At 39.9% G+C, this 23,643-nt stretch carries 19 protein-coding genes, 1 pseudogene and 1 riboswitch; of the genes and pseudogenes, 18 read left to right on the forward strand and 2 right to left on the reverse strand.

Annotation, left to right across the window (positions count from 1 at the left end; translation table 11 throughout):
• Positions 1-74 precede the first annotated feature (74 nt).
• The 7 genes from BN1356_RS11680 (at position 75) to BN1356_RS11710 (ending at position 7,501) form a co-directional block, all read left to right on the forward strand.
• Positions 75-1,745 (forward strand): formate--tetrahydrofolate ligase, encoded by a 1,671-nt coding sequence (locus tag BN1356_RS11680; protein WP_093651557.1) that lies wholly within the window; start codon positions 75-77, stop codon positions 1,743-1,745.
• 77 nt (positions 1,746-1,822) lie between these two features.
• On the forward strand, positions 1,823-2,437 hold the full coding sequence (locus BN1356_RS11685; protein ID WP_093651558.1) for a DUF5052 family protein: 615 nt from the start codon (positions 1,823-1,825) through the stop codon (positions 2,435-2,437).
• The gene (locus tag BN1356_RS11690; protein ID WP_093651559.1) at positions 2,438-2,959 is read left to right on the forward strand and encodes a GNAT family N-acetyltransferase; all 522 of its coding nucleotides are present in this window, start codon (positions 2,438-2,440) and stop codon (positions 2,957-2,959) included.
• Positions 2,960-3,172: 213 nt separating this feature from the next.
• Positions 3,173-3,254: riboswitch (Fluoride riboswitch) on the forward strand.
• A gap of 67 nt (positions 3,255-3,321) precedes the next feature.
• Positions 3,322-4,515: a cation:proton antiporter gene (locus BN1356_RS11695; protein WP_093651560.1), complete on the forward strand. Its 1,194-nt coding sequence runs from the start codon at positions 3,322-3,324 to the stop codon at positions 4,513-4,515.
• A 189-nt stretch (positions 4,516-4,704) separates the two neighbouring features.
• Entirely contained in the window at positions 4,705-5,781 is a 1,077-nt protein-coding gene (locus BN1356_RS11700; protein WP_093651561.1) for an aspartate-semialdehyde dehydrogenase, read from the forward strand.
• Positions 5,782-6,012: 231 nt separating this feature from the next.
• Entirely contained in the window at positions 6,013-6,948 is a 936-nt protein-coding gene (gene dapA / locus BN1356_RS11705; RefSeq protein ID WP_093651562.1) for a 4-hydroxy-tetrahydrodipicolinate synthase, read from the forward strand.
• Positions 6,949-6,997: 49 nt separating this feature from the next.
• Complete coding sequence (locus BN1356_RS11710; RefSeq protein WP_093651563.1) at positions 6,998-7,501, forward strand: GNAT family N-acetyltransferase; 504 nt, start codon at positions 6,998-7,000, stop codon at positions 7,499-7,501.
• Positions 7,502-7,677: 176 nt separating this feature from the next.
• Here the strand turns inward: BN1356_RS11710 and pepF are convergent, their stop codons facing one another.
• Positions 7,678-9,468 (reverse strand): oligoendopeptidase F, encoded by a 1,791-nt coding sequence (gene pepF / locus BN1356_RS11715; protein ID WP_093651564.1) that lies wholly within the window; start codon positions 9,466-9,468, stop codon positions 7,678-7,680.
• Between the two features lie 174 nt (positions 9,469-9,642).
• On the opposite strand from pepF, the gene BN1356_RS11720 reads away from it, so the two are divergent.
• From BN1356_RS11720 to BN1356_RS11740, 4 genes and pseudogenes are all read left to right on the forward strand, one after another.
• Positions 9,643-9,981 carry an ATP cone domain-containing protein gene (locus BN1356_RS11720; RefSeq protein WP_093651565.1) on the forward strand — a complete coding sequence of 113 codons (339 nt, stop codon included), beginning with the start codon at positions 9,643-9,645 and terminating at the stop codon, positions 9,979-9,981.
• A 525-nt stretch (positions 9,982-10,506) separates the two neighbouring features.
• A pseudogene (gene ltrA, locus BN1356_RS11730) lies at positions 10,507-11,777 on the forward strand (group II intron reverse transcriptase/maturase).
• A gap of 352 nt (positions 11,778-12,129) precedes the next feature.
• Positions 12,130-14,259, forward strand: coding sequence for a 5'-nucleotidase C-terminal domain-containing protein (locus BN1356_RS11735; RefSeq protein ID WP_093651567.1), 2,130 nt, complete (start codon positions 12,130-12,132; stop codon positions 14,257-14,259).
• A 115-nt stretch (positions 14,260-14,374) separates the two neighbouring features.
• Complete coding sequence (locus BN1356_RS11740; protein ID WP_093651568.1) at positions 14,375-15,400, forward strand: YeiH family protein; 1,026 nt, start codon at positions 14,375-14,377, stop codon at positions 15,398-15,400.
• 66 nt (positions 15,401-15,466) lie between these two features.
• On the opposite strand, the gene BN1356_RS11745 is transcribed toward BN1356_RS11740, so the two are convergent.
• Entirely contained in the window at positions 15,467-16,411 is a 945-nt protein-coding gene (locus tag BN1356_RS11745) for a polysaccharide deacetylase family protein (RefSeq protein ID WP_093651569.1), read from the reverse strand.
• A gap of 143 nt (positions 16,412-16,554) precedes the next feature.
• On the opposite strand from BN1356_RS11745, the gene BN1356_RS11750 reads away from it, so the two are divergent.
• The 7 genes from BN1356_RS11750 (at position 16,555) to BN1356_RS11780 (ending at position 23,623) form a co-directional block, all read left to right on the forward strand.
• Positions 16,555-17,841 (forward strand): homoserine dehydrogenase, encoded by a 1,287-nt coding sequence (locus BN1356_RS11750; protein ID WP_093651570.1) that lies wholly within the window; start codon positions 16,555-16,557, stop codon positions 17,839-17,841.
• Between the two features lies 1 nt (position 17,842).
• Positions 17,843-18,706, forward strand: a complete 864-nt coding sequence (thrB, locus tag BN1356_RS11755) for a homoserine kinase (protein WP_093651571.1) — start codon at positions 17,843-17,845, stop codon at positions 18,704-18,706.
• A 131-nt stretch (positions 18,707-18,837) separates the two neighbouring features.
• Positions 18,838-19,737, forward strand: coding sequence for a UDP-N-acetylmuramate dehydrogenase (gene murB, locus BN1356_RS11760; RefSeq protein WP_093651572.1), 900 nt, complete (start codon positions 18,838-18,840; stop codon positions 19,735-19,737).
• Positions 19,738-19,844: 107 nt separating this feature from the next.
• On the forward strand, positions 19,845-20,999 hold the full coding sequence (locus tag BN1356_RS11765) for an ABC transporter ATP-binding protein (protein ID WP_093651573.1): 1,155 nt from the start codon (positions 19,845-19,847) through the stop codon (positions 20,997-20,999).
• The gene (locus BN1356_RS11770; RefSeq protein WP_093651574.1) at positions 20,983-21,786 is read left to right on the forward strand and encodes an ABC transporter permease; all 804 of its coding nucleotides are present in this window, start codon (positions 20,983-20,985) and stop codon (positions 21,784-21,786) included. Before BN1356_RS11765 ends, BN1356_RS11770 begins: the two co-directional genes overlap by 17 nt.
• On the forward strand, positions 21,783-22,556 hold the full coding sequence (locus tag BN1356_RS11775; protein ID WP_093651575.1) for an ABC transporter permease: 774 nt from the start codon (positions 21,783-21,785) through the stop codon (positions 22,554-22,556). Before BN1356_RS11770 ends, BN1356_RS11775 begins: the two co-directional genes overlap by 4 nt.
• On the forward strand, positions 22,553-23,623 hold the full coding sequence (locus BN1356_RS11780) for an ABC transporter substrate-binding protein (protein ID WP_093651576.1): 1,071 nt from the start codon (positions 22,553-22,555) through the stop codon (positions 23,621-23,623). Before BN1356_RS11775 ends, BN1356_RS11780 begins: the two co-directional genes overlap by 4 nt.
• Positions 23,624-23,643: the final 20 nt, after the last annotated feature.

The following is a 23,643-nucleotide window of genomic DNA, read 5'->3' on the forward strand; positions in this document are numbered from 1 at the left end:
TGAATGTATGGAGACTAACGTGCAATTTTTTTCTGTCTTTGATACAATAAGATAAGAAATTTTTGAGGTGATTTATGAAAACGGACATTGAGATAGCACAGGGTGTCGCATTAAAACCGATTACGGATATTATTGCACCTTTGGGAATTGACTTTGATGATATCGAACTGTATGGAAAATACAAGGCAAAATTAACAGCTGAAAAAATCCAATCCTTGGAAAATCATCCAAATGGGAAATTAATCTTAGTAACAGCCATTAATCCAACTCCAGCTGGTGAAGGCAAATCAACTATTACCATTGGATTGGCAGATGCTTTGTCAAAAATTGGCAAGAAAACCATGATTGCCCTGCGTGAACCATCTCTTGGCCCTGTTATGGGGATCAAGGGAGGAGCAGCAGGTGGGGGTCATGCCCAAGTTCTTCCAATGGAGGATATCAACCTGCATTTCACCGGGGATATGCATGCCATCACGACAGCTCACAATGCTCTTTCAGCCTTGATTGACAATCATTTGCACCAAGGAAATGAACTGGGGATTGATCCACGCCGCATCATTTGGAAACGGGTTGTTGATCTCAATGACCGTGCTCTTCGTCATGTTACCATCGGACTTGGTGGTCCTTTAAATGGTATTCCACGTGAGGACGGCTTTGATATCACAGTTGCGTCCGAAATCATGGCCATTCTCTGCTTGGCAACTGACTTGACTAACCTGAAAGAACGTTTAGCCAATATTGTCATCGGCTATCGCTATGCTAGAAGCCCTGTCTATGTCCGTGATTTGAAGGTGGAAGGGGCCTTGACTCTTATCTTAAAAGATGCCATCAAGCCAAATCTGGTACAAACCATTTACGGAACACCTGCCTTCGTTCACGGTGGTCCATTTGCCAATATCGCCCATGGTTGTAACTCGGTTTTAGCAACTAAAACAGCGCTTCGATTAGCGGATTATACGGTGACGGAAGCAGGTTTCGGTGCAGATCTTGGTGCAGAAAAATTCCTTGATATCAAAACGCCAAATCTTCCCAAGTGTCCGGATGCCATCGTTATTGTAGCAACTATTCGCGCACTGAAGATGAATGGTGGTGTAGCCAAAGATGCTCTAGGTCAAGAAAATGTTCAAGCAGTCCAAAGTGGTTTTGCCAATCTAGCGCGTCACGTTGAAAACATGCGCAAGTACGGTATACCAGTTGTCGTTGCCATCAATGAATTTGTAACAGATACGGATTCTGAAATTATTGCCTTGAAAGAATGTTGTGCAGGCATTCAAGTTCCTGTCGCACTGGCTAGTGTTTGGGCCAACGGTGCAGAAGGAGGCGTGGAATTGGCTGAGACAGTGGTTGCTACCATTGAAGAAAAGCCTGCAAACTACAAACGGCTCTATCAAGATCAACAATCTATCGAAGAAAAAATCTCTGTAATTGCGCGTGAAATCTATGGTGCTAGCAAGGTAGTATTTGAGAAAAAAGCAAAAAGTCAAATGGCACAAATCATCCAAAACGGCTGGGATACGTTACCGATTTGTATGGCTAAAACACAGTACAGTTTCTCAGATGATCCAAGTCTCTTAGGTGCCCCAACTGGCTTTGAAATGACAATTCGCGAATTGGTTCCTAAACTAGGTGCTGGTTTCATTGTAGCATTGACCGGGGACGTCATGACCATGCCAGGTTTGCCAAAAGCACCTGCAGCTCTCAATATGGATGTCGATGCAGATGGGAATGCGGTCGGATTATTCTAAAATGACAAGTCTGTTTAGACTTGTTTTTAATTATCTTCCATAAATTTTGTTATAATGGAGAAATAAGGAGTTTTCAAATGAAAAGAAAAAAGTTTAAATTATTGATTCTTGTGACCATGGCTGTCTTTCTGATGACTGGTTGTCAATCTATCCAAAACTGGTGGAAAAATACTAAGGAAGAGTGGATAGGATTAGATATGACAGTCCGAACCTTTGATGAATCTTCACAGCTAATCGATCAAATGTCTGGAAAATCACTTTCGATTGAGCGAAACCAAGAATTTGATAGCTATGATGCGGACGGAAATTCTAAGGCTGATTCTGGAGTCCTCAAAGTGACGATTGGCAATTATGAAATGGACCATGTTGGATCTTCTTTAATTGCTTCTGAAAAGGGGTTAGAAGATCTCTTTGCCAAGTATCAAAAGACTGTTGATATTGAAGAAGAGAGCCGTGATTTGCCTATGGTCAATCGCATGGTTTCTAAGCTAAAAAATGATTTTACAGGGAAGGCTAAGGTTGTTCTGATTCGTTCCCAAAATGGAACCCCTTTAGCAACATACGCAGGTGACAAGGTATCTCTTTATTCGTCAGATGCACCAAAAACATCAGAATTATTGATTGATGGGAAACGTTTAATTATTTATCGCTGTGACTACACTATCTATGACAGGCAACTATTGGAGGATTAAATGATTATTCGTCAAGCCAATGTGGAAGATGCTGATCAATTCCTGGCTATTTATGCTCCTTATGTAGAGGAAACAGCGATTACATTTGAGACTGAGGTGCCAAGTTTAGAAGAATTCAAAAAGCGTATTCAGTCTATTCAAGAAAAATTCCCTTATCTGGTAGCTGAAAAAGACGGGAAGATTCTAGGATACGCTTATGCACATGCCTATTATGAACGTGCTGCCTATAATTGGACGGTTGAATTGTCTATCTATGTGGATGGAAAGTTGAGGCAATCAGGAATCGGTTCTATGCTCTATGATGCTTTAGAGAAAGAACTAGCCAAGAGAAATTTTATAAACTTTATGGCCTGCATCTCTCTTCCTAACGAAGCTTCTGTCCATTTTCATCAGAAGCGTGGATATGAGAAGGTTGGGCATTTCAAAAAAGTTGGTTATAAATTTGGTCAGTGGCGAGATATCCTTTGGATGGAAAAAAGGATCAAAGAAGTGGATGTCCCAAAGTCTATCCTTTACAAGTAGAGAGAGCTGTGCTATACTTATTTTATGCGATGAGTCGATTTGGTCTTTGGACCAAATTTACGCTGGGGAGGTCATTAACGCAGGAGCGGACCTTGATGACTTGTGTGAACCTTTTCATCTCATGGAAACATGCCCCTGAACCTTCTTTCTTCGGAGAGAAGGTTTTTTCATTCTAAAATCAAATTGACAAAAGAACAAAAATTGCTATAATTATTTTATCAAGGGAATGAGGCACTCCCTAAATTTCTGTAAAGAATTTAAACCGCGATTTTTCGCTGATGGCTTCTATGACGCTTTTTATGCTGTCATGGAAGTCTTTTTTCTTTCCATTTTGACATTTTGAATGATTAAGGAGATTATGTATGCTAGCTTCTCTAGCTTTTGTATTTTTAGGCGGACTCTTCTTTGCGTCTATAGTTGAGAAAATAAAACTTCCTCGTATAATTGGTTTTTTGCTAGTTGGAATTATTATTGGGCCGCATTTATTGAATCTATTGGATAGCAGTTTGCTGAATAATTCAGCAGCCTTTCGACGAATAGCCCTCATTATTATCTTGATTAAGGCTGGTTTGACCATTGATATAAAGGATTTGAAACAAGTTGGGCGTCCGGCAATCTTCATGTCTTTCTTACCAGCTTCTTTTGAACTATTTGCATATATGATTTTTGCTCCTTTTCTATTAGGATTATCACTAATGGATGCTGCACTTTTGGGTTCCGTCATGGCAGCTGTTTCGCCAGCGATTGTGGTTCCTCGTATGGTAGATCTTATCGATAAGGGCTATGGCAAGAAAAAAACGATTCCACAGTTGATTTTGGCTGGAGCTTCTTTAGATGATATCGTTGTCATTGTCCTTTTTACCAGTTTTTTATCTATGGCAGGTGGAGCCAAAATAAACTATTTCACTTTTCTGAATATACCCCTTTCTATCATGTCTGGGGTTCTTCTTGGGATTGTTTTTGGACTTGGGACTTATCATTTATTCAAGTCTGTCAAGATTCTTCATCCGATTCAAAAAATGATTCTTCTCCCCAGTCTATCCTTTCTTCTTGTAGCCATGGAGAATTGGTTAGAAGGAGAGATGGCTTTTTCTGGCTTATTAGCAGTTATGACTATGGCAACTGCTTTTAAGGTAAAAGCTCAAAAAGAAGAAAGTAAACTTTTAGGAAAGTCTTTTGGAAATATCTGGATTGCAGCAGAAATCTTACTTTTCGTCTTAGTTGGAGCAGCAGTAGATATCGACTATCTTGGCAACGCAGGACTTTCTGCAGTTTTCATGATTTTAGTAGCTCTAGCTATTCGTTCCATTGGAGTTCTGATTAGTGTTTCTGGTGCTCATTTCAATAGAAAAGAAAAGCTTTTTATAGTTATAGCCTATTTGCCCAAAGCAACTGTACAGGCTGCTATTGGTTCTCTTCCTCTGGCAGCAGGATTGCCATCAGGTCAATTGATTTTATCTGTAGCAGTCATTGGTATAGTAGTGACAGCGCCTTTAGGTGCTATTTTGATTGATTCGACCTATCAGCATTTGTTAAGCCAAGACAAAAATGAATAAATAGACCTAGTCATTGTCCTGAGAGCTGGATTTTTAGATTTCATGCAAGAAATTTCACAATTTTTTCATAAAAAAACTATAGAATCAGCTGACAAGATTTCCATAAAATAGTATAATAGCTCTAATACAAATTTTTAGAAACAAGCAAAGTATTTCACTTTCTGAAGTTCTTTGTTAAAGGGAGTTATTATGGGATATACAGTTGCTGTTGTTGGTGCTACAGGTGCGGTTGGAGCTCAAATGATTAAAATGCTGGAAGAATCAACTCTTCCAATTGGTAAAATTAGACTTTTGGCTTCCGCTCGTTCTGCTGGTAAAGTTCTTCAGTTCAAAGAACAAGATATCATTATCGAAGAAACAACTGAAACGGCCTTTGATGGAGTAGACATTGCCCTCTTTTCAGCCGGTGGTTCAACATCAGCCAAGTATGCTCCTTATGCGGTCAAAGCTGGCGCAGTAGTGGTGGACAATACTTCTCATTTTCGTCAGCATCCAGATGCTCCATTGGTTGTCCCAGAAGTCAATGCACATGCGCTAGATAATCATAAGGGAATCATCGCTTGTCCAAACTGCTCTACTATCCAAATGATGGTGGCATTGGAGCCGATCCGTCAGCAATGGGGCTTGAAGCGTATCATCGTATCTACCTACCAGGCAGTATCAGGTGCGGGTGTCGGAGCCATCATGGAAACTCAAGAACAACTTCGTGCTGTCTTGAATGATGGTCTTAATCCAAAGGACCTTGAAGCGAAAATTTTGCCGTCAGGTGGCGATAAGAAGCACTATCCTATTGCATTTAATGCTCTTCCACAGATTGATGTTTTTACGGATAATGACTACACTTATGAAGAGATGAAAATGACCAAAGAAACCAAGAAAATCATGGAAGATGATGCTATTGCAGTTTCAGCAACCTGTGTCCGTATTCCTGTATTGTCAGGTCACTCTGAGTCTGTGTATATTGAAACCAAAGAGATAGCTGATATCACAGCTGTTAAGAAAGCTATCGCAAACTTCCCTGGTGCTGTTCTTGAAGATGATGTTGCTCACCAAATATATCCACAAGCTGTTAATGCGGTTGGTAGTCGTGATACCTTTGTTGGCCGTATCCGAAAAGATCTGGATAAGGAAAATGGGATTCACATGTGGGTAGTTTCTGATAACCTTTTAAAAGGAGCTGCATGGAACTCTGTTCAAATCGCAGAAAGTCTTCATGAGCGTGGTTTAGTTCATCCAACTACAGAGATGAAATTTGAATTGAAATAAATTCTTTAATGGTCTTGCTATTTTAGAAAATGGAGCCCAGTATGGTTAAAAAACTTGTCCTTATCTTTGGCTTTCTATTTTTATCTACTTTTTGTTTTTTTCTATTAAAAAGTTACTGGTTAAATCAGCCTCTTCAATGGATAGATATATTTGCTATCAGTATCTTAGGAACTCTGCTTTGTCTGCTATTCAATTGGCAGTTCAACCGTGAAAAATAAGAAAGGTCCCTCTATGTCTATCGAACAATTGAGAAATACTCACATCATCACAGCCTTGGTGACTCCCTTTCATGATGACGGCTCCATCAACTTTGATGCTCTGCCAAAGCTGATTGAAGATTTACTAGACCAACACACAGAAGGAATCTTACTAGCTGGAACAACGGCAGAAAGTCCGACTTTAACCCACGAAGAGGAATTAGAACTCTTTGCGGCTGTACAAAAGATAGTTCAAGGTCGTGTTCCTTTGATTGCTGGTATTGGTACAAATGACACTCGAGATTCTGTTGAATTTGCTAAGGAAGTAGCTGAATTTGGTGGTTTTGCAGCTGGTTTAGCCATCGTTCCCTATTACAACAAGCCGAATCAAGAAGGACTCTACCAGCATTTTAAGGCCATTGCAGATGCATCTGACTTGCCCATTATCATCTATAATATCCCTGGTCGTGTAGTGGTGGAAGTAGCTCCTGATACTATGCTTCGCTTGGCAGAACATCCCAATATTATTGGAGTCAAAGAATGTACAACATTGGATAATATGGCATACTTGATTGAACATAAGCCTGAGGATTTCCTCATTTTCACGGGTGAGGATGGCGAAGCTTTCCATGCTATGAACTTAGGAGCGGATGGTGTTATCAGCGTAGCATCTCATGTCTGTGGCAATGAAATCTTTGATATGATTCAAGCTATCAAGGCAAGCGACATCAAAAAAGCTGCTAAAATCCAGCGCCAATACTTAGCTAAAGTTCATGCTCTCTTCTCAGTAGTAAGTCCGGCACCTGTAAAAGCCGTTCTCAATCATCTTGGTTATGAAGTGGGGCCATTGCGCTTGCCATTGGTATCCTGTACATCTGAAGAAGCAAAACGGATTATCAAAGTTGTCTTAGAAGAAGATATTGAAGCGACACGTCAAACAGTCACAGGTGTCATTCGTCCGGATTATTAAAGGTGGAAATCATGGTAGTCATTCGTCCGGATTATTAAAGGTGGAAATCATGGTAGTCATTCGCAAAGGAAAAGATGAAGATTGGCAAGATATCGCTCGTTTCTGTTCTGAAAATTATCGAACGGTTTATAAGGGAATGTCTAGCCCAGAATATATTGAACGGGTCATTGAAGCCTTCTATACAGAAGAGCCGCTGCGTAAAGAACTGCAAACAACTGACAAATCCTTTCATGGTTACTGGTTAGCTGAAGATGACGGGCGTGTGCTAGGCTGCATTGGAGGCGGTGTCGATGAGGAAAATAAGGCTCAGGTCTATGTTTTCTATGTTGATTTGACAGCGCAACGAAAGGGTATCGGTCATGTCTTACTAGAAACGATGACCGATTTCCAAAAAGAAACCTATGCTTGTTCAGAACAATGGGTAGCAGCTGCGAAGGGAAATCCTATTGGCATTCCTTTTTATGAGAAAGAGGGATTTGTCTTTCATCACGAAGCACCATCTTGGTTTGACGCAAGTCAAGGAATAAGCTGCCATTTTAGACGCGATATATAAAAAAGAAAAGACTGGAACCACTCAGACTCTTTCAGTATCACATTCCAATCAGTCATTTGAAAAAAATATAATACAAAAGGCATAGTTCAACGTTTTTGAGAACGTGATTCTATGCCTTTTACTGTATTCTGAAGTTTCTATTTCAGCCTCTTTATGATTCTGATTTTCAAAGAATATTAAATTAATGCTTCCAACTGGTCAACAAGCGAACCAACATAAGTGATGGTATCCTTGAGTGGTTTATCTGTTGACACATCCACTCCAGCATGTTTAGCTAAGTCTTGAGCAGATAGACTAGCCCCAAGAGAAAGGGTTTCAAGCCATTTTTCTACAACTTCATCTGGATTTTCTTCCAATTCTTTGGCCATAGCAGTACCGATAGTTAAGCCGGCAGAATAGGTATAAGGATAAAGTCCGATATAGTAATGCGGCTGACGAATCCAAATGAGACCAGCATCCTCACCTATTTCAAATTCTTCACCCCAAAATTCTTTGAGAATAGCAAGTTTGATCTCACAAAGGATATCTCCGTTGAGGTATTCATCCCTGTCGAGGCGAGTGTAGACTTCGCGTTGGAAGGCCGCTTCCAAGAGATGGGTCACCATATTGTGGAAGTAAGTACGTGAAATCAATTCACTAATCAAATAAGCCTTGAATTGATCGTCATCCGATTGCTTGAGAAGGGTGTTACAGGTCAAGACTTCATTAGCAGTGGAGGGTGCTTCGATAAAGTAGAGTGATGGCTCATAGTTAAGAATACTTTGCTTTTTAGCCAGTTGGAAATGGCCGGCATGTCCCAGTTCATGAGCCAAGACTAGAACTTCGTTCATAAGACCAGTCCATGAAAGTAAGATATAAGAAGGACCATCATAGAGAGTAGCACAATATCCACCGGTTGCCTTTCCTTCATTTTGTGCAAAGTCTATCCAGCGCTTTTCAAAAGATTCTTCAATCATGTTGACATACTCTTCGCCCAACATTCCTAGGCAGTCAATCAAGAATTTTTTGGACTCATCAGGGGTGATACGCTTATTGAAAACAGATGGCAGGCTAATTTTCAAGTCTCCATGTGTGATTTTATCCAAGCCATGTGATTTGGCCATGAGTTTTACAAAGCGACGCATATGAGGAGCTAACTCTTCCATGATGACATCGATTTGACGGTCGAAGAGGTCACGTGAAACATTTTGTTTAAAGAGAAGAAAATCAATGGTTGAGTCAAAACCACGTAATTTAGCCTCAATTTGTTCATTTTTAATATGGGCTAGATAGGTTGCAGCCGTTGTGTTCTTGTAAGCACGAAGGGTCTGATAGAAGCTCTTGGCAGATTGACGACGAAGGGCTGTATCATGGCTAATTTCGTAGTCGTTCTCAAAAAGGACATAGGAATTCTTATAGGTCTGCTCATTGGCCTCAAAATCTGAAAATGTCATGTCTTCAAATTTTGTCGTAATGTAACTATTATAAGGCTGTTGGAAAGTAGGACCAAAGTTTGCTAGAAGCTCTTCTTGATCTGGAGTCAGTTGATGTGGTTTCTGGCGGATAATATTTTCTAAAAAGGATGTCCATTGTGGTTGTTTTGCAATGACCTGTTTGAGGAGTTCTTCTTTCTGAAGTCCTAGTTCAGTTTCCAAGAAAGACAACTTGGGAGCAGTGGCGGCCATGGCTAGCTCGTACTCATTGGCCATGGAAGCTAATTCCGCATTCATCCTGTCTACATCTAAATTTAAGAAAGCATAGTGACTCAAACGACTGACAAGAATAAGAATTTCTTCGTATGCTTTTAGGGCAGTAGTAATCTTTGAGCAATCTGTCAGCTTTCCTTTGAACGCTGCTTCGAACTGCAGGATCTGTTCCTTATAGGCTACTAAGGCTTGACGGTATTCACTTGGATCTTTGTAAATAAGGGAAGTATCCCAGGTTTCTTGAACATCAACATCTTGACGTTTTGGCATGGCATTTGTCATCTTTTTCTCCTTTAATAAAATCTAAGAATAATTATACCATATAGAATTAAAAACTTGACAAAAGCTCTATATACCTAGATAATAAGAGTAAGAAGAAAAGACTGAATAGTCTTTATCAAAACGTTACTGGAACACTGTCTATGAATGGTTTGTGAAATGTGAGGAGGTACAAATATGCAAGTAATTAAACGTAGTGGTGAAGTTGTTGAATTTGATCCAGAAAAAATCTATCAAGCAATTATCAAAGCTGCTCAAACGGTCTTTGTCATCGATGATACTTGGAGACAAAATCTAGCTCAGGTTACAAAGAAAGTTGTTTTAGATTTGGAAGAAGCTCATACTGAGCGCCCAACGATTAGCATGGTTCAATCACAAGTGGAGCATCGCTTATTAGACGCAGGTTATATCAGCATTGCTGAGCATTATATTTCTTATCGTTTGCAACGTGATTTGGAAAGAAATGGTTATGGAGATAAAATCATTGTTCATCTTCATTTTGAACAAACTCGCTAATACAATGATTGTAGAGGAGGCTAAGGCCTTCTTTTTTTCAGTACGACGGGCATGTCGTACATCTGAGGCGCAAGTCCTCCGTGGGCACCCTCTACCGGTGAACCCAATAGCGACTCCCAAGCCTGACTATCGCGAGGTAGCGGGGAGAGGAAGGGATAGCGAAATCGTGGCTCTACGAACAGAAACGTGATATTAAGGCGTATATAGCGGATGAGGGGGCTGAAAACTCTAAAGTCCAAATAGGAGTAAACGAGGAAAGATGTACGACTTATCCCGTGAGGTCTCATGAGCGTCCTAGACGTAGTAACAACGAATCATGAGAAGTCAGCCGAAGCCATAGTAGTCACGAAGCTTCTGTAATGGAAGTGGAGCGAAGGGCTTAACAATTAACCGAAGTAATCCTACTTCACTTGTGTCTGTAAAACTAGCGGTCTGATAGAACTGGATGCGGTCATGTATTGACTAGAGGAAGGTTCACCAATATAAGATGTCCCTCAGACACCGAAACAAGAAAGGAATACGCACATGTCACAGTTACTAGATACTATTCTATCTCGCTCCAACATGGTGGAAGCCTACAATCAAGTGAAAGTCAACAAGGGTTCAGCTGGAATTGATGGCATTACCATTGACCAAATGGATGAATATCTCCGCCAATATTGGCGACCAACCAAAGAGTTGATAAAACAGAGAAAATACAAACCTCAACCAGTCCTACGCGTTGAAATCCCAAAGCCCAATGGAGGAGTCCGCCAGCTTGGCATCCCAACAGTAATGGACAGAATGATTCAACAGGCCATCGTCCAAGTTATCAGCCCTCTGTGTGAACCTCATTTCTCCGAAACGAGCTATGGGTTTAGACCGAAACGGTCATGCGAAAAAGCCATCATCAAGTTACTAGAATACCTTAATGATGGCTATGAGTGGATTGTGGACATTGACCTTGAGAAATTCTTCGACACAGTTCCCCAAGATAGATTGATGTCTCTTGTCCATAACATTATCCAAGATGGAGATACAGAGTCTCTGATTCGTAGGTATCTTCATTCGGGTGTAGTTATCAATGGACAGCGCCATAAAACGCTGGTGGGAACACCACAAGGTGGGAATCTATCTCCCCTCCTGTCCAATATCACGCTCAATGAGCTGGACAAGGAATTGGAAAATCGAGGGCTTCGTTTCGTCCGGTACGCAGATGACTGTGTCATCACAGTTGGGAGCGAAGCATCTGCCAAACGTATCATGTATTAAGTTAGCCGATTCATTAAGAAGCGACTGGGATTGAAAGTCAATATGACCAAGACTAAGATTACCAGACCGAGTCAACTGAAGTACCTTGGATTCGGATTCTGGAAATCAGCTGAAGGGTGGAAAAGTCGTCCACATCAAGAGAGTATCCAGAGTTTCAAGAGGAAACTTAGGAAGCTCACAACACGCAAATGGAGCACTGACTTGGGTAGCCGTATTGAGAAACTCAACTGGCTTATTCGCGGATGGATAAACTACTTCGCATTGACTAACATGAAGTCAGTCATGGGAGAAATTGATAAACGATTGAGGACACGAATTAGAGTTATTATTTGGAAACAATGGAAGAAGAAGTCAAGGCGACTTTGGGGACTACTTAAACTAGGGACTCCCAAATGGATAGCTGATAAGGTATCTGGCTGGGGTGACCACTATCAATTAGTGGCACAAAAGTCAATTCAGCTATATCAAAACCAGTCCTCGCTAAACGTGGACTGGTTTCATGCCTAGATTATTATCTTGAACGACATGCGTTAAAAGTTAGTTGAACCGCCGTGTGCCGAACGGCACGCACGGTGGTGTGAGAGGGGCTAGGAATTAGTCTCTACTCGATTGGAAATAAGGTCAACTATTGAAATCGGTTACAAAAGTCAATTCTAAAACGAGCTATATCAAAACCAGTCCTCGCTAAACGTGGACTGGTTTCATGCCTAGATTATTATCTTGAACGACATGCGTTAAAAGTTAGTTGAACCGCCGTGTGCCGAACGGCACGCACGGTGGTGTGAGAGGGGCTAGGAATTAGTCTCTACTCGATTGGAAATAAGGTCAACTATTGAAATCGGTTACAAAATCAGGTAAACTAGAGAGGTAGTTTTTAAATCCAATTAGGAGGATAATATGAAGAAAAAGTTTTGGTTGAAATCTAGTGTTCTAACTGGCTTAGTTTCAAGCGCTTTGCTCACTAGTGTTGTATCTGCTGATCAAGTTCCCATTCAATTTTTAGGGATTAATGATTTTCACGGTGCTTTGAATACGACTGGCTCAGCAAACATGCCTGAGGGAAGGATTTCCGGAGCTGGTTCAGCTGCGGTTTTATCAACCTATCTAAAAAATGCAGAAAGTGATTTTCTGAGCACGAATTCAAATGGTCATAGTCTTCGTGTACAGTCTGGAGACATGGTTGGAGCGAGTCCAGCAAACTCAGGCCTTTTGCAAGATGAGCCAACAATTCGTGTACTGAATGCTATGGACTTTGATTATGGGACGCTAGGCAATCATGAATTTGATGAGGGGTTAGATGAGTTTAACCGAATTATAACAGGTCAGGCACCAACTGCAGGGAAGTTCTATAGTATTGTTGATACTTATCCTAGAGAAGCTTCCACTCAAAAGATAGTTATTGCTAACGTAGTTGATAAAGCTACGGGTGCTATTCCATATGGTTTTAAACCCTATGAAGTCGAATCAATTAATGTAAATGGTCAAAGTGTTAAGGTTGGCTTTATTGGAATTCTGACTACAGAAGTTCCGAGTTTGGTTTTGAAGCAACATCATGAAGGCTACAATTTCTTAGATGAAGCAGAAACCATTGCTTATTATGCCAAACAATTGCGTCAGCAAGGTGTTAATGCCATTGTTGTCCTTTCTCATGTTTCTGCCATAAGCCCTGGAGGAGTTGTAGGTGGTCAGGCTGCTGATATTTTATCAAAAGTAGCAAGTATTGATCCTGAAAACTCTGTAGACTTAATGTTCACGGGACACAGTCATACGTATGCGAATGGACTATATGGTCATACACGAGTTGTTCAATCTCTTTCTCAAGGAAGAGCATATTCAGATGTCCGCGGTATCCTAGATACTGCAACACAAGACTTTGTGGAAGCTCCGTCTGCAACAATTGTAGCAACTGCACCTGGTGTGGAAAAAGATACGAATGTCCAAGCCATTGTTAATGAGGCTGATAGCATTGTAGCTACTGTTACTGAGGCAAAAATTGGTACTGCAGTTTCTGCTGATACTATCACACGTGAGGTTAACGAATTTAAAGAAAGTCCTCTTGGTAATCTAATTACCAAGGCTCAGTTAGAGATTGCCCGTAAAGAAGGCTATAATGCTGATTTTGCGATTACTAATAATGGAGGGATTCGCTCAGACTTACTTGTTAAGGATGACTTTTCAATCACTTGGGGAGCTGCTCAGGCTGTGCAACCATTTGGTAATATCCTTCAGGTAGTTGAGTTGAGTGGTCAACAAATCTATGACACTCTCAACCAACAGTATGATGAATCTGAAAAGTATTTTTTGCAAATGTCAGGACTAAAATATGTCTATACTGATTTTGCAAATTCAGCTACTGAAAATACCAATTCAGACCAAGCTTATAAGGTATATAAAGCTTATAAAGAAGATGGCACTGAAATTGATCCAAATGCAAACTATACAGTGGTCATCAATGACTTCCTCTATGGTGGCGGGGATAGCTTCTCAGCCTTGACTGGCGGACGTTTCTTAGGAGCTATTTCTCCAGATACAGAAGTTTTTGTTTCCTATATTAAAAGTCTGGAAGAAGCTGGTAAGCCTGTTGCTGCTAGCATTAATGGAGTGAAGACTTATAAATCAGCTGAACAAATTGCTGCCGAACAAAGAACGGAAGAAGAGGTGATTATTCCATTTGAAAGTCGTCGTATTGATGATGCTAACTTACCTCTCGGTAGTGAAGAAGTGGTGACAAAAGGTGTGAATGGTAAAGCATTGATTGTTAAAGATGCAAATGGTAATGAAATTAGCAGAACTGTCTTACTAGAGCCGATTACAGAAGTTATCCATGTGGGTACTAAAGCAGTTACTAAACCTGGTCAAAATACACCACCGGGCTCGACAACAGAATTACCAACAAGTAGCTCAGCACCAAAAAATAAGAAGAAAATTCTTCCGGCAACAGGTGAAAGTGTAGGTGCCATTTGGTCCCTACTCGGAGCTAGTGGATTGGGAATGGCAGCTTATTTGAAAAAAAGACAAATAAAATAGCTTTCTTTTCTTGAACTGATAAAATCTCATATGATGCTCTTCATATGGGTTTTTTTTCATCTTTAAAATTTTAGAAAAAAGAGTATAATGATAAAGAATACAAAGGAGAAGTCGAATGTTATCATGGTTGAAAAAGTTTACTCCAGGTATCGGATTTTGTTTCGGTATTGCATTGGTGAGTCAATTCTTGGGTCAATTATTTCCGATAATTGGAGGTCCTGTTCTTGCCCTTGTCATTGGAATATTTCTAGGAATCATTATAAAAGATACCAGTCATTTGGATGCAGGTTTGACCTTTACATCTAAGAAAGTCTTACAGTATGCGGTTATCTTACTGGGATTTGGATTAAATCTTGGAGTTGTTTGGGAAACTGGTAAGCAATCTCTTCCCATTATTCTCTCAACAATTTCAATCGCTCTACTAGTTGCTTATATGGGGCACAAATACTTCGGTATAAAAAGCAATATTGCAACATTAGTAGGCGTTGGTTCCTCCATTTGTGGAGGTTCAGCTATCGCAGCAACTGCACCAGTTATTGAGGCAGAAGAAGAAGAAGTAGCCCAAGCTATTTCAGTTATTTTCTTCTTTAACTTAGTAGCAGCTCTTATCTTTCCAAGCTTGGGTCAGGTATTGGGTTTTTCAAGTCAATCGGGTCATGCTTTTGGCTTATTTGCAGGGACTGCTATCAATGATACTTCATCGGTTACGGCCGCAGCATCAACTTGGGATAATCTATACCAATTGGGCAGTCAAACTTTGGACACAGCAGTCACGGTTAAATTGACAAGAACTTTAGCCATTATTCCTATAACCATGGGACTCTCTGTTCTCAAGGCAAAAAAAGAAAAGCAAGGCAAGTTTTCAATTAAAAGTGTATTTCCGACATTTATTCTATTTTTCATTTTCGCAAGTTTTTTAACAACAATTTGGACTAATTTAGGATTATCCAGTCATCTTTTCCTTTTTCCAAAAACACTTTCAAAATTCTTTATTACCATGGCGATGTTTGCCATTGGTTTAAGAACAAATTTATTTTCTTTGATCAAAAATGGACGGATGGCCCTCTTTTTAGGTTTCCTTTGCTGGATTAGTATCACTATCTTATCTCTCATGCTTCAGAAATACCTTGGTTTTTTATGAAATAGATCTGCTTATTATTGAAAAATAAAATCAAAAACGGAAGATAACATCCTCCGTTTTTTCTGATTATTGAGTTGCGATAGTTTGTAAGAGAAGTTCAGCAGTTGTAGTTGGTAGGATACGCACACGATTGAGGGATAGCAGGCCATTAGCTGCGGATGCCAAACCTTCATTTGTTGTTAATGCCATCTTAAAATTATTACGCTCAGCAATGGCAATTGTTTCATCAGTATAACTTCCAGAAGGATAGGCAAAAGAGATGGTATCTTGACCCAAATTACTGTCCAGATAAGTCTTAGAATCAGCTAACTCAGAATTCTGAACAGTTGGATCAGTATTTCCAAGAGCTGGATGAGTGACAGTATGACCCTGGAGAGAAATACCGTTTTCTTTCATCTCTTTCATTTCGTCAAGCGATAAGTTGGCTTCATTTCCAACCGTACCAGTAATCACATTGTTGGTTGCTTTCATATGATATTGTTTAAGTAGTGGATAGGCAATATCATAGAAATCCCATAGACTATCGTCGAAGGTTAGCCAGATAACTTTTTTACCTTGTGGTAAGACATTTTCAGTCAAAATCTTATAGGCTTCTTCAGGAGAAACTGCGTAGTAGCCTGCATCTTGCAAAGCTTTTAGATGACTTTCAAATGTAGTTGGATCAACAATCAAATTGTAGTTTCCTTCCTCACCAGCCCCCATTACATGGATAGCGTGATACATCAGGATAGGTAACTTAACTGGCTGGGATTGGTGTTCCCAAACGATATCATCCTTTTGAGCAGGAGTATTTGTTTGTTGAGCTTCTGTTGTTTCTGAAGAATGAGGAGAATCTTGGTTTACTTTTTTGGGTTTTGATGTGGATTGACCACTTTCTATATGTCTATTGAGAAAAGTTTCACTTTGAGTATAGAGGACACCCAAAACGAGCAAGATGAACATTAATAGTGTCAGCCCAAGTAAAGCCAACTCATTTTTATTTTTCTTTCCTTTACGATGAGCAGCAGCCATCATTTCCTCCTTGCTTCAATACTGAGAAACAGTTTTGATTGCTTTATATTTTTGTATAGTCTTCTCATTATACCATAAGATTCTTTGGAATAAAATTAGAAAATTTGTTATAATAGAAAAAATTGTTATAAAAAGGAGTCATTATGACAGTCAAGATTGGATTATTAGGATTTGGTACGGTAGCAAGCGGTGTACCATTTTTATTGACAGAAAACGCTGAGAAAATCAAACAAGCTGCACAAGATGATATTCAAGTAGCAAAGGTTTTAGTTAAGGATGATGCGGAGAAGGAACGCTTATTGGCAGCTGGACATAAGTATCATTATGTTACTAGTATCGATGACATTCTTTCAGATAATGAAATTGTCATTGTCGTTGAGCTAATGGGTCGAATTGAGCCTGCCAAAACCTTTATCACACGTGCTCTTCAAGCTAAAAAACACGTGGTGACTGCTAATAAAGATCTCTTGGCTATTCATGGTCGAGAGCTAGGTGCTATTGCAAAGGAAAATGGTGTTGCTCTCTATTATGAAGCAGCGGTAGCAGGTGGGATTCCTATCTTACGGACCTTAGCAAATTCATTTGCTTCAGATAAAATTACTCGTGTATTAGGTGTCCTTAATGGTACTTCTAACTTCATGATGACCAAAATGGTTGATGAGGGGTGGACTTATGAAAAAGCTCTTCAAACAGCTCAAGAACTAGGTTATGCTGAAAGTGACCCAACGAACGATGTTGAAGGGATTGATGCAGCCTATAAAGCCGTTATCCTCAGTCAGTTTGCCTTTGGGATGACTATTGATTTTGACCAAGTCAGTCATAAAGGAATTTCGAGTATTACACCTGAAGATGTTACGGTAGCTCAAGAATTGGGTTATGTGATCAAATTGGTGGGGGACATCCAAGAAACTGCATCAGGTATTTCTGCTGAAGTTTCACCAACTTTTTTACCAAAAAATCATCCGCTTGCTAGTGTCAATGGGGTAATGAATGCTGTCTTTGTCGAGTCCATCGGTATTGGTCAATCAATGTTTTACGGACCAGGTGCTGGACAAAAACCGACAGCTGCTAGCGTGACTGCAGATATCATCCGCATTGTGCGTCGCCTGAAAGACAAAACAATTGGAAAAGACTTTAATGAATTTACTCGACCATTGCAGTTGGCAACAGCAGAAGATGTCAAGAGTGATTATTATTTCTCCATTTTAACACCAGATGTTCAAGGAAAAATGCTGCGTTTGGCTGAAATTTTTAATGAGCAAGCTATTTCTTTCAAGCAAATCTTACAACAACCATCTGATGAGAAAGAAGCTCGGTTGGTCATCGTCACTCATTCAATGAGCAAGACACAACTTGAAAATATAAGCAAGCAACTAGAAGCAGCTCATGAATTTCAAGTGATGAATATCTTTAAAGTTTTGGGGGACTAAGATGAAAATTATTGTTCCTGCAACATCAGCCAATATTGGACCTGGATTTGATTCGGTTGGCGTAGCACTTTCGAGATATTTGACCATTGAGGTTCTTGAAGAATCGGACAAATGGGTGATTGAACATGATTTAGAATTTGTTCCAAAAGATGAACGCAATCTGCTTATAAAAACAGCTTTAAAAGTATGTAAAGACTTACAACCACATCGACTGAAAATGGATTCTGATGTGCCTCTTGCTCGCGGACTTGGATCATCTAGTTCTGTTATTGTAGCCGGTATTGAGTTGGCGAATCAATTGGGAAATCTCAAACTATCGAATGAAGAAAAACTAAAATTTGCTACTGTTTTTGAAGGTCATCCTGATAATGTAGCTCCAGCCATCTTTGGTAATCTAGTGATTGCGAGTTATGTCAATAAAGAAGTGTCTGCTATTGTGACAGATTTTCCTGATGTAGCCTTTCTAGCCTTTATCCCAAATTACCAACTCAGAACCAGTGATAGTCGAGGTGTTTTGCCAAATCAGTTGTCTTATAAGAAAGCTGTTGCGGCCAGTTCCATCGCTAATGTAGCCATCGCAGCTCTCATGAAGGGAGATATGCTAACAGCAGGTAAGGCTATTGAATCTGATATCTTCCATGAACAATTCCGCCAAAAACTTGTCCAGGAATTCTATCCTATTAAGCAATTGGCCAAGGAAGTCGGAGCCTATGCCACCTATCTTTCTGGTGCAGGACCGACTGTTATGACACTCTTACCGCATAATAAGCTGGATGAAATGGTCACAAAATTGCAAGAGAAGAATTTTGATGGACAGATTTGTCCCTTAAGAGTAGATACACGTGGTATTTTTGTCCAAAAATAAAGATAGGCATCTTCTGTAATATCAGGAGATGTTTTCTTGCAATCAAGTAATTTTCCATTTACAATCTCTGGTAAAAATATTGAAAATCTGATATAATAGCTTGTATTTTATATTTTGAAATGAGAAGCATAATGAAAGAAAAAATAAGGCAAGAACTGGATGGGATTGATATCCGTTTCAATGAGCCATTAAAAGAATATACCTATACCAAAGTTGGTGGAGCAGTTGGTTATCTAGCTTTCCCGCGCAATCGTTACGAGCTCGTTCGTATTGTCGAGTTTGCTAATCGGGAAGGAATTGACTGGATGGTATTGGGGAACTCCAGCAATATCATTGTTCGTGATGGCGGTATTAGAGGCTTTGTTATCCGAATGGATAAGCTCAAATCAGTGACAGTTTCAGGCTACACCATTGAGGCAGAAGCTGGTGCTAACTTGATTGAAACAACCGGTATCGCTCTCTTCCATTCATTGACAGGGTTTGAGTTTGCTTCCGGTATTCCTGGAAGTGTTGGTGGAGCAGTTTATATGAATGCCGGCGCTTACGGTGGAGAAATTGCCCATATATTGGTATCTGCTCAAATTATGACACCGACTGGCTATGTGGTGACACTGGATAATAGGGAACTACGCTTCGGTTATCGTTCGTCCATCCTACAGGAAAATGGAGCCATTGTCCTATCTGCTAAGTTTGCTCTTAAACCTGGCAACCATTTAACAATCAAGCAGGAAATGAATCGTTTGACTCACTTGCGTCAGCTCAAACAACCCTTGGAATACCCGTCTTGTGGTTCTGTTTTTAAACGTCCCCTGGGTCATTTTGCAGGTCAATTGATTATGGATGCAGGTCTTAAAGGTTATCGTCTTGGTGGAGTTGAAGTTTCTGAAAAACATGCTGGCTTCATGATCAATATCGATAATGGAACTGCAAGTGATTATGAAAATCTGATTGATTATGTCGTTGAGGAAGTTAAAAAATCATCTGGTATTCTGCTAGAACGTGAAGTTCGCATCTTAGGGGATACCTTATAATATAAGAAAGGGATACAAGCCAGTTCAGCTTGTATCTTGTTTTAAGAAATTCAGGGTCTAACAGAACCCTAATCTGTAATTTTTGTCAAAGAAGGAATTTATGAGAATTGAAAAAACCAATTATCGAATTTAAGGATGTATCTAAGGTTTTTGAAGACAACGGTACAACAGTTTTAAAGAATATCAACTTCGAACTAGAAGAAGGAAAATTTTATACACTTTTAGGTGCATCTGGATCTGGTAAGTCAACCATTTTGAACATTATTGCCGGTCTTTTGGATGCGTCTTCAGGAGATATTTTCTTGGATGGGCAACGAATCAATGATATACCAACCAACAAACGCGATGTTCACACAGTCTTTCAGTCCTATGCACTTTTTCCGCATATGACCGTAGCTGAAAATGTTGCTTTTCCACTTAAATTAAAAAAGATTGATAAGAAGGAAATCAAGCAACGTGTGACGGATGCTCTAAAAATGGTTCGTCTAGAAGGATTTGAAAATCGTTCCATTCAAAAACTATCTGGTGGTCAGCGTCAGCGTGTAGCCATTGCTCGCGCCATTATCAATCAGCCGCGTGTAGTTTTGCTAGATGAACCACTCTCAGCCTTAGATTTGAAATTACGGACCGAAATGCAATATGAATTGCGTGAATTGCAACAAGGTTTAGGCATCACTTTTGTCTTTGTGACCCATGATCAAGAAGAAGCTTTGGCCATGTCCGACTGGATTTTTGTCATGAACGAAGGGGAAATTGTCCAATCTGGTACACCAGTAGATATCTATGATGAGCCAATTAATCACTTTGTTGCCACCTTTATTGGAGAATCCAATATCCTACCTGGTACCATGATTGAAGACTACCTAGTCGAATTCAACGGCAAACGTTTTGAAGCGGTTGATGGCGGGATGCGCCCCAATGAACAAATTGAAGTGGTCATTCGTCCCGAAGACTTGCAGATTACTCTCCCAGAAGAAGGAAAACTGCAAGTTAAAGTCGATACGCAACTCTTCCGCGGTGTTCATTATGAAATTATCGCCTATGATGAATTAGGCAATGAGTGGATGATTCATTCCACTCGTAAGGCTATCGAGGGAGAGATCATTGGTTTAGACTTCCAACCAGAAGATATCCATATCATGCGTCTCAATGAGACAGAGGAGGAATTTGATGCCCGGATTGAAGAGTATGTGGAGGTAGAAGAAGTCGAAGATGGGTTGATCAATGCCATTGAGGAGGAAAGAAATGAAGAAAACCTCTAGACTTTTTATGGCTCCTTACATGCTCTGGGTTATGCTCTTTGTCTTGGCACCGGTTGTCTTGATTGTCTACCAATCCTTCTTTAACATCCAGAATGACTTTACCCTTGGTAACTACCAGACTTATTTCAACTCACCAAATATGACCTACTTGAGAATGAGCCTAAATTCCATTCTTTATGCAGGTATTATTACACTAGTCACTCTACTTTTTTCCTATCCAGCAGCTCTATTTCTTACTCAGCTCAAACATAAGCAACTCTGGCTCATGCTCATTATCTTGCCGACTTGGGTCAATCTCTTACTTAAGGCCTATGCATTTATAGGGATTTTTGGTCAACACGGTTCCATTAATCAATTTTTGTCTTTCTTTGGTATCGGAGCTCAGCAAATTCTCTTTACAGACTTCTCATTTATTGCGGTGGCAAGCTATATTGAAATTCCTTTTATGATTTTACCGATTTTCAATGTGCTGGATGACTTGGATCCTAATTTGATGCATGCTAGCCGTGATTTGGGGGCTAGTCCTTGGCAGACATTTACAAAAGTTATTTTCCCGCTTTCTATGAATGGGGTTCGAAGTGGTGTTCAGGCAGTCTTCATTCCCAGTCTCAGTCTCTTCATGTTGACCCGCTTAATCGGTGGTAACCGAGTCATTACTTTGGGAACAGCTATTGAGCAACATTTCCTTACAACACAAAATTGGGGAATGGGGTCCACTATCGGAGTAGTCCTCATTATTGCCATGTTGGCAGTTATGTGGCTGACGAAAGAGAGGAAGAAGTCGTGAAAAAATTTGCAAAAATTTATCTAGCTATTGCCTTTCTAGTACTCTATCTACCTATTTTTTACCTCATATTCTATGCTTTCAATGAAGGCGGAGATATGAATAAGTTCACAGGGTTTACTCTGGAGCATTTCTCGACCATGTTAGGAGATGGCCGCCTCATGCAGATCCTGGCCCAAACGTTTCTCCTAGCATTTCTTAGCTCCCTGATTGCGACGGTTATTGGAACCTTTGGTGCCATTTATATCTACCAATCGAGAGCAAAATATCAAAACGCCCTCTTATCTATCAATAATATCCTTATGGTAGCACCAGATGTCATGATTGGAGCTAGTTTTCTTATTCTCTTTACAAAAATTGGTTTTGAGTTGGGATTTGCCTCTGTTTTACTCAGTCATGTTGCCTTTTCCATTCCAATTGTCGTTTTGATGGTTTTACCCCGCCTCAAAGAAATGAATGCCGACATGATTTCAGCTGCCTACGACTTAGGAGCCAGTCAGTCACAAATGCTGAAGGAAATCATGCTGCCTTACCTGACTCCAGCTATCATCGCAGGTTATTTCATGGCCTTTACTTATTCATTGGATGACTTTGCTGTTACTTTCTTCGTAACAGGTAATGGCTATTCTAACCTCTCTGTCGAAATCTATTCACGTGCTCGTCGCGGAATCTCTCTGGAAATCAATGCTTTATCTGCTCTGGTCTTCCTTTTCAGTATCCTCTTAGTTGTCGGTTACTATTTCATTTCACGTGAGAAGGAGGAGAAAGCATGAAAAGACTCTATTCATTTTTTATAGGAATTTTGCTCATCATTCTGATCTTGTGGGGAATTACTAGTCGATTGGATAAGAAAAACACACAGGGGACGACTGATAAACTAGTTATTTATAACTGGGGTGACTATATTGATCCTGATTTACTCAAAGAATTTACAGCTGAGACAGGCATTCAAGTCGATTATCAGACATTTGATTCCAATGAGGCCATGTATACCAAGATAAAGCAAGGTGGGACCACTTATGATTTGGCCGTTCCATCAGAATACATGATTTCCAAGATGATGGAAGAAGATATGTTGAACAAGTTGGATCATAACAAGATTGTGGGACTTGAAAACATTGACCCGCATTTCTTAAATCTAAGTTTTGATAAAGGAAACCAATACTCCATTCCTTATTTCTGGGGTACTTTGGGGATTGTCTACAATGAAACAATGATTGAGCACGCTCCAAGTGAGTGGGAAGACCTTTGGTCGTCTGAGTATAAAGACAGTATTATGCTGGTAGATGGCGCTCGTGAAGGACTAGGAATTGGTCTGCAAGCTTTGGGTTACAGTTTGAACTCAAAAGACAAGAATCACTTAGAAGAAGCAGCTGATTATATTTATCAATTAACTCCTAATATCAAGGCTATCGTTTCAGATGAAATCAAAGGCTATATGATCCAGGATGCAGCCGCTATTGCGGTTAGTTATTCAGGTGAGGCCGCAGAAATGCTAGATGGTAATGAAAATCTACACTATGTTGTCCCATCTAAGGGATCTAATCTTTGGTTTGACAATATGGTGATTCCAAAAACGGCCAAAAATATTGATGGTGCCTATGCTTTTATCAACTTTATGTTGCGACCAGAAAGTGCTTTGCGAAATGCTGAGTATGTTGGTTATTCAACACCAAATAGCAAGGCTAAAGCTATCTTACCTGATGAAATTAAAAATGATGAAGCTTTTTACCCATCAGAAAAAACGGTCGATTCATTGGAAGTTTATGAAAACCTAGGTGCTGAAACCCTGGGTCTCTACAATGATCTTTACTTACAGTTTAAAATGTATCGGAAATAACATGCAAAAAGATAAAATGG

The sequence above is a fragment of the Streptococcus varani genome, assembly GCF_001375655.1.
GTDB classification, from domain to species: Bacteria; Bacillota; Bacilli; order Lactobacillales; family Streptococcaceae; genus Streptococcus; species Streptococcus varani.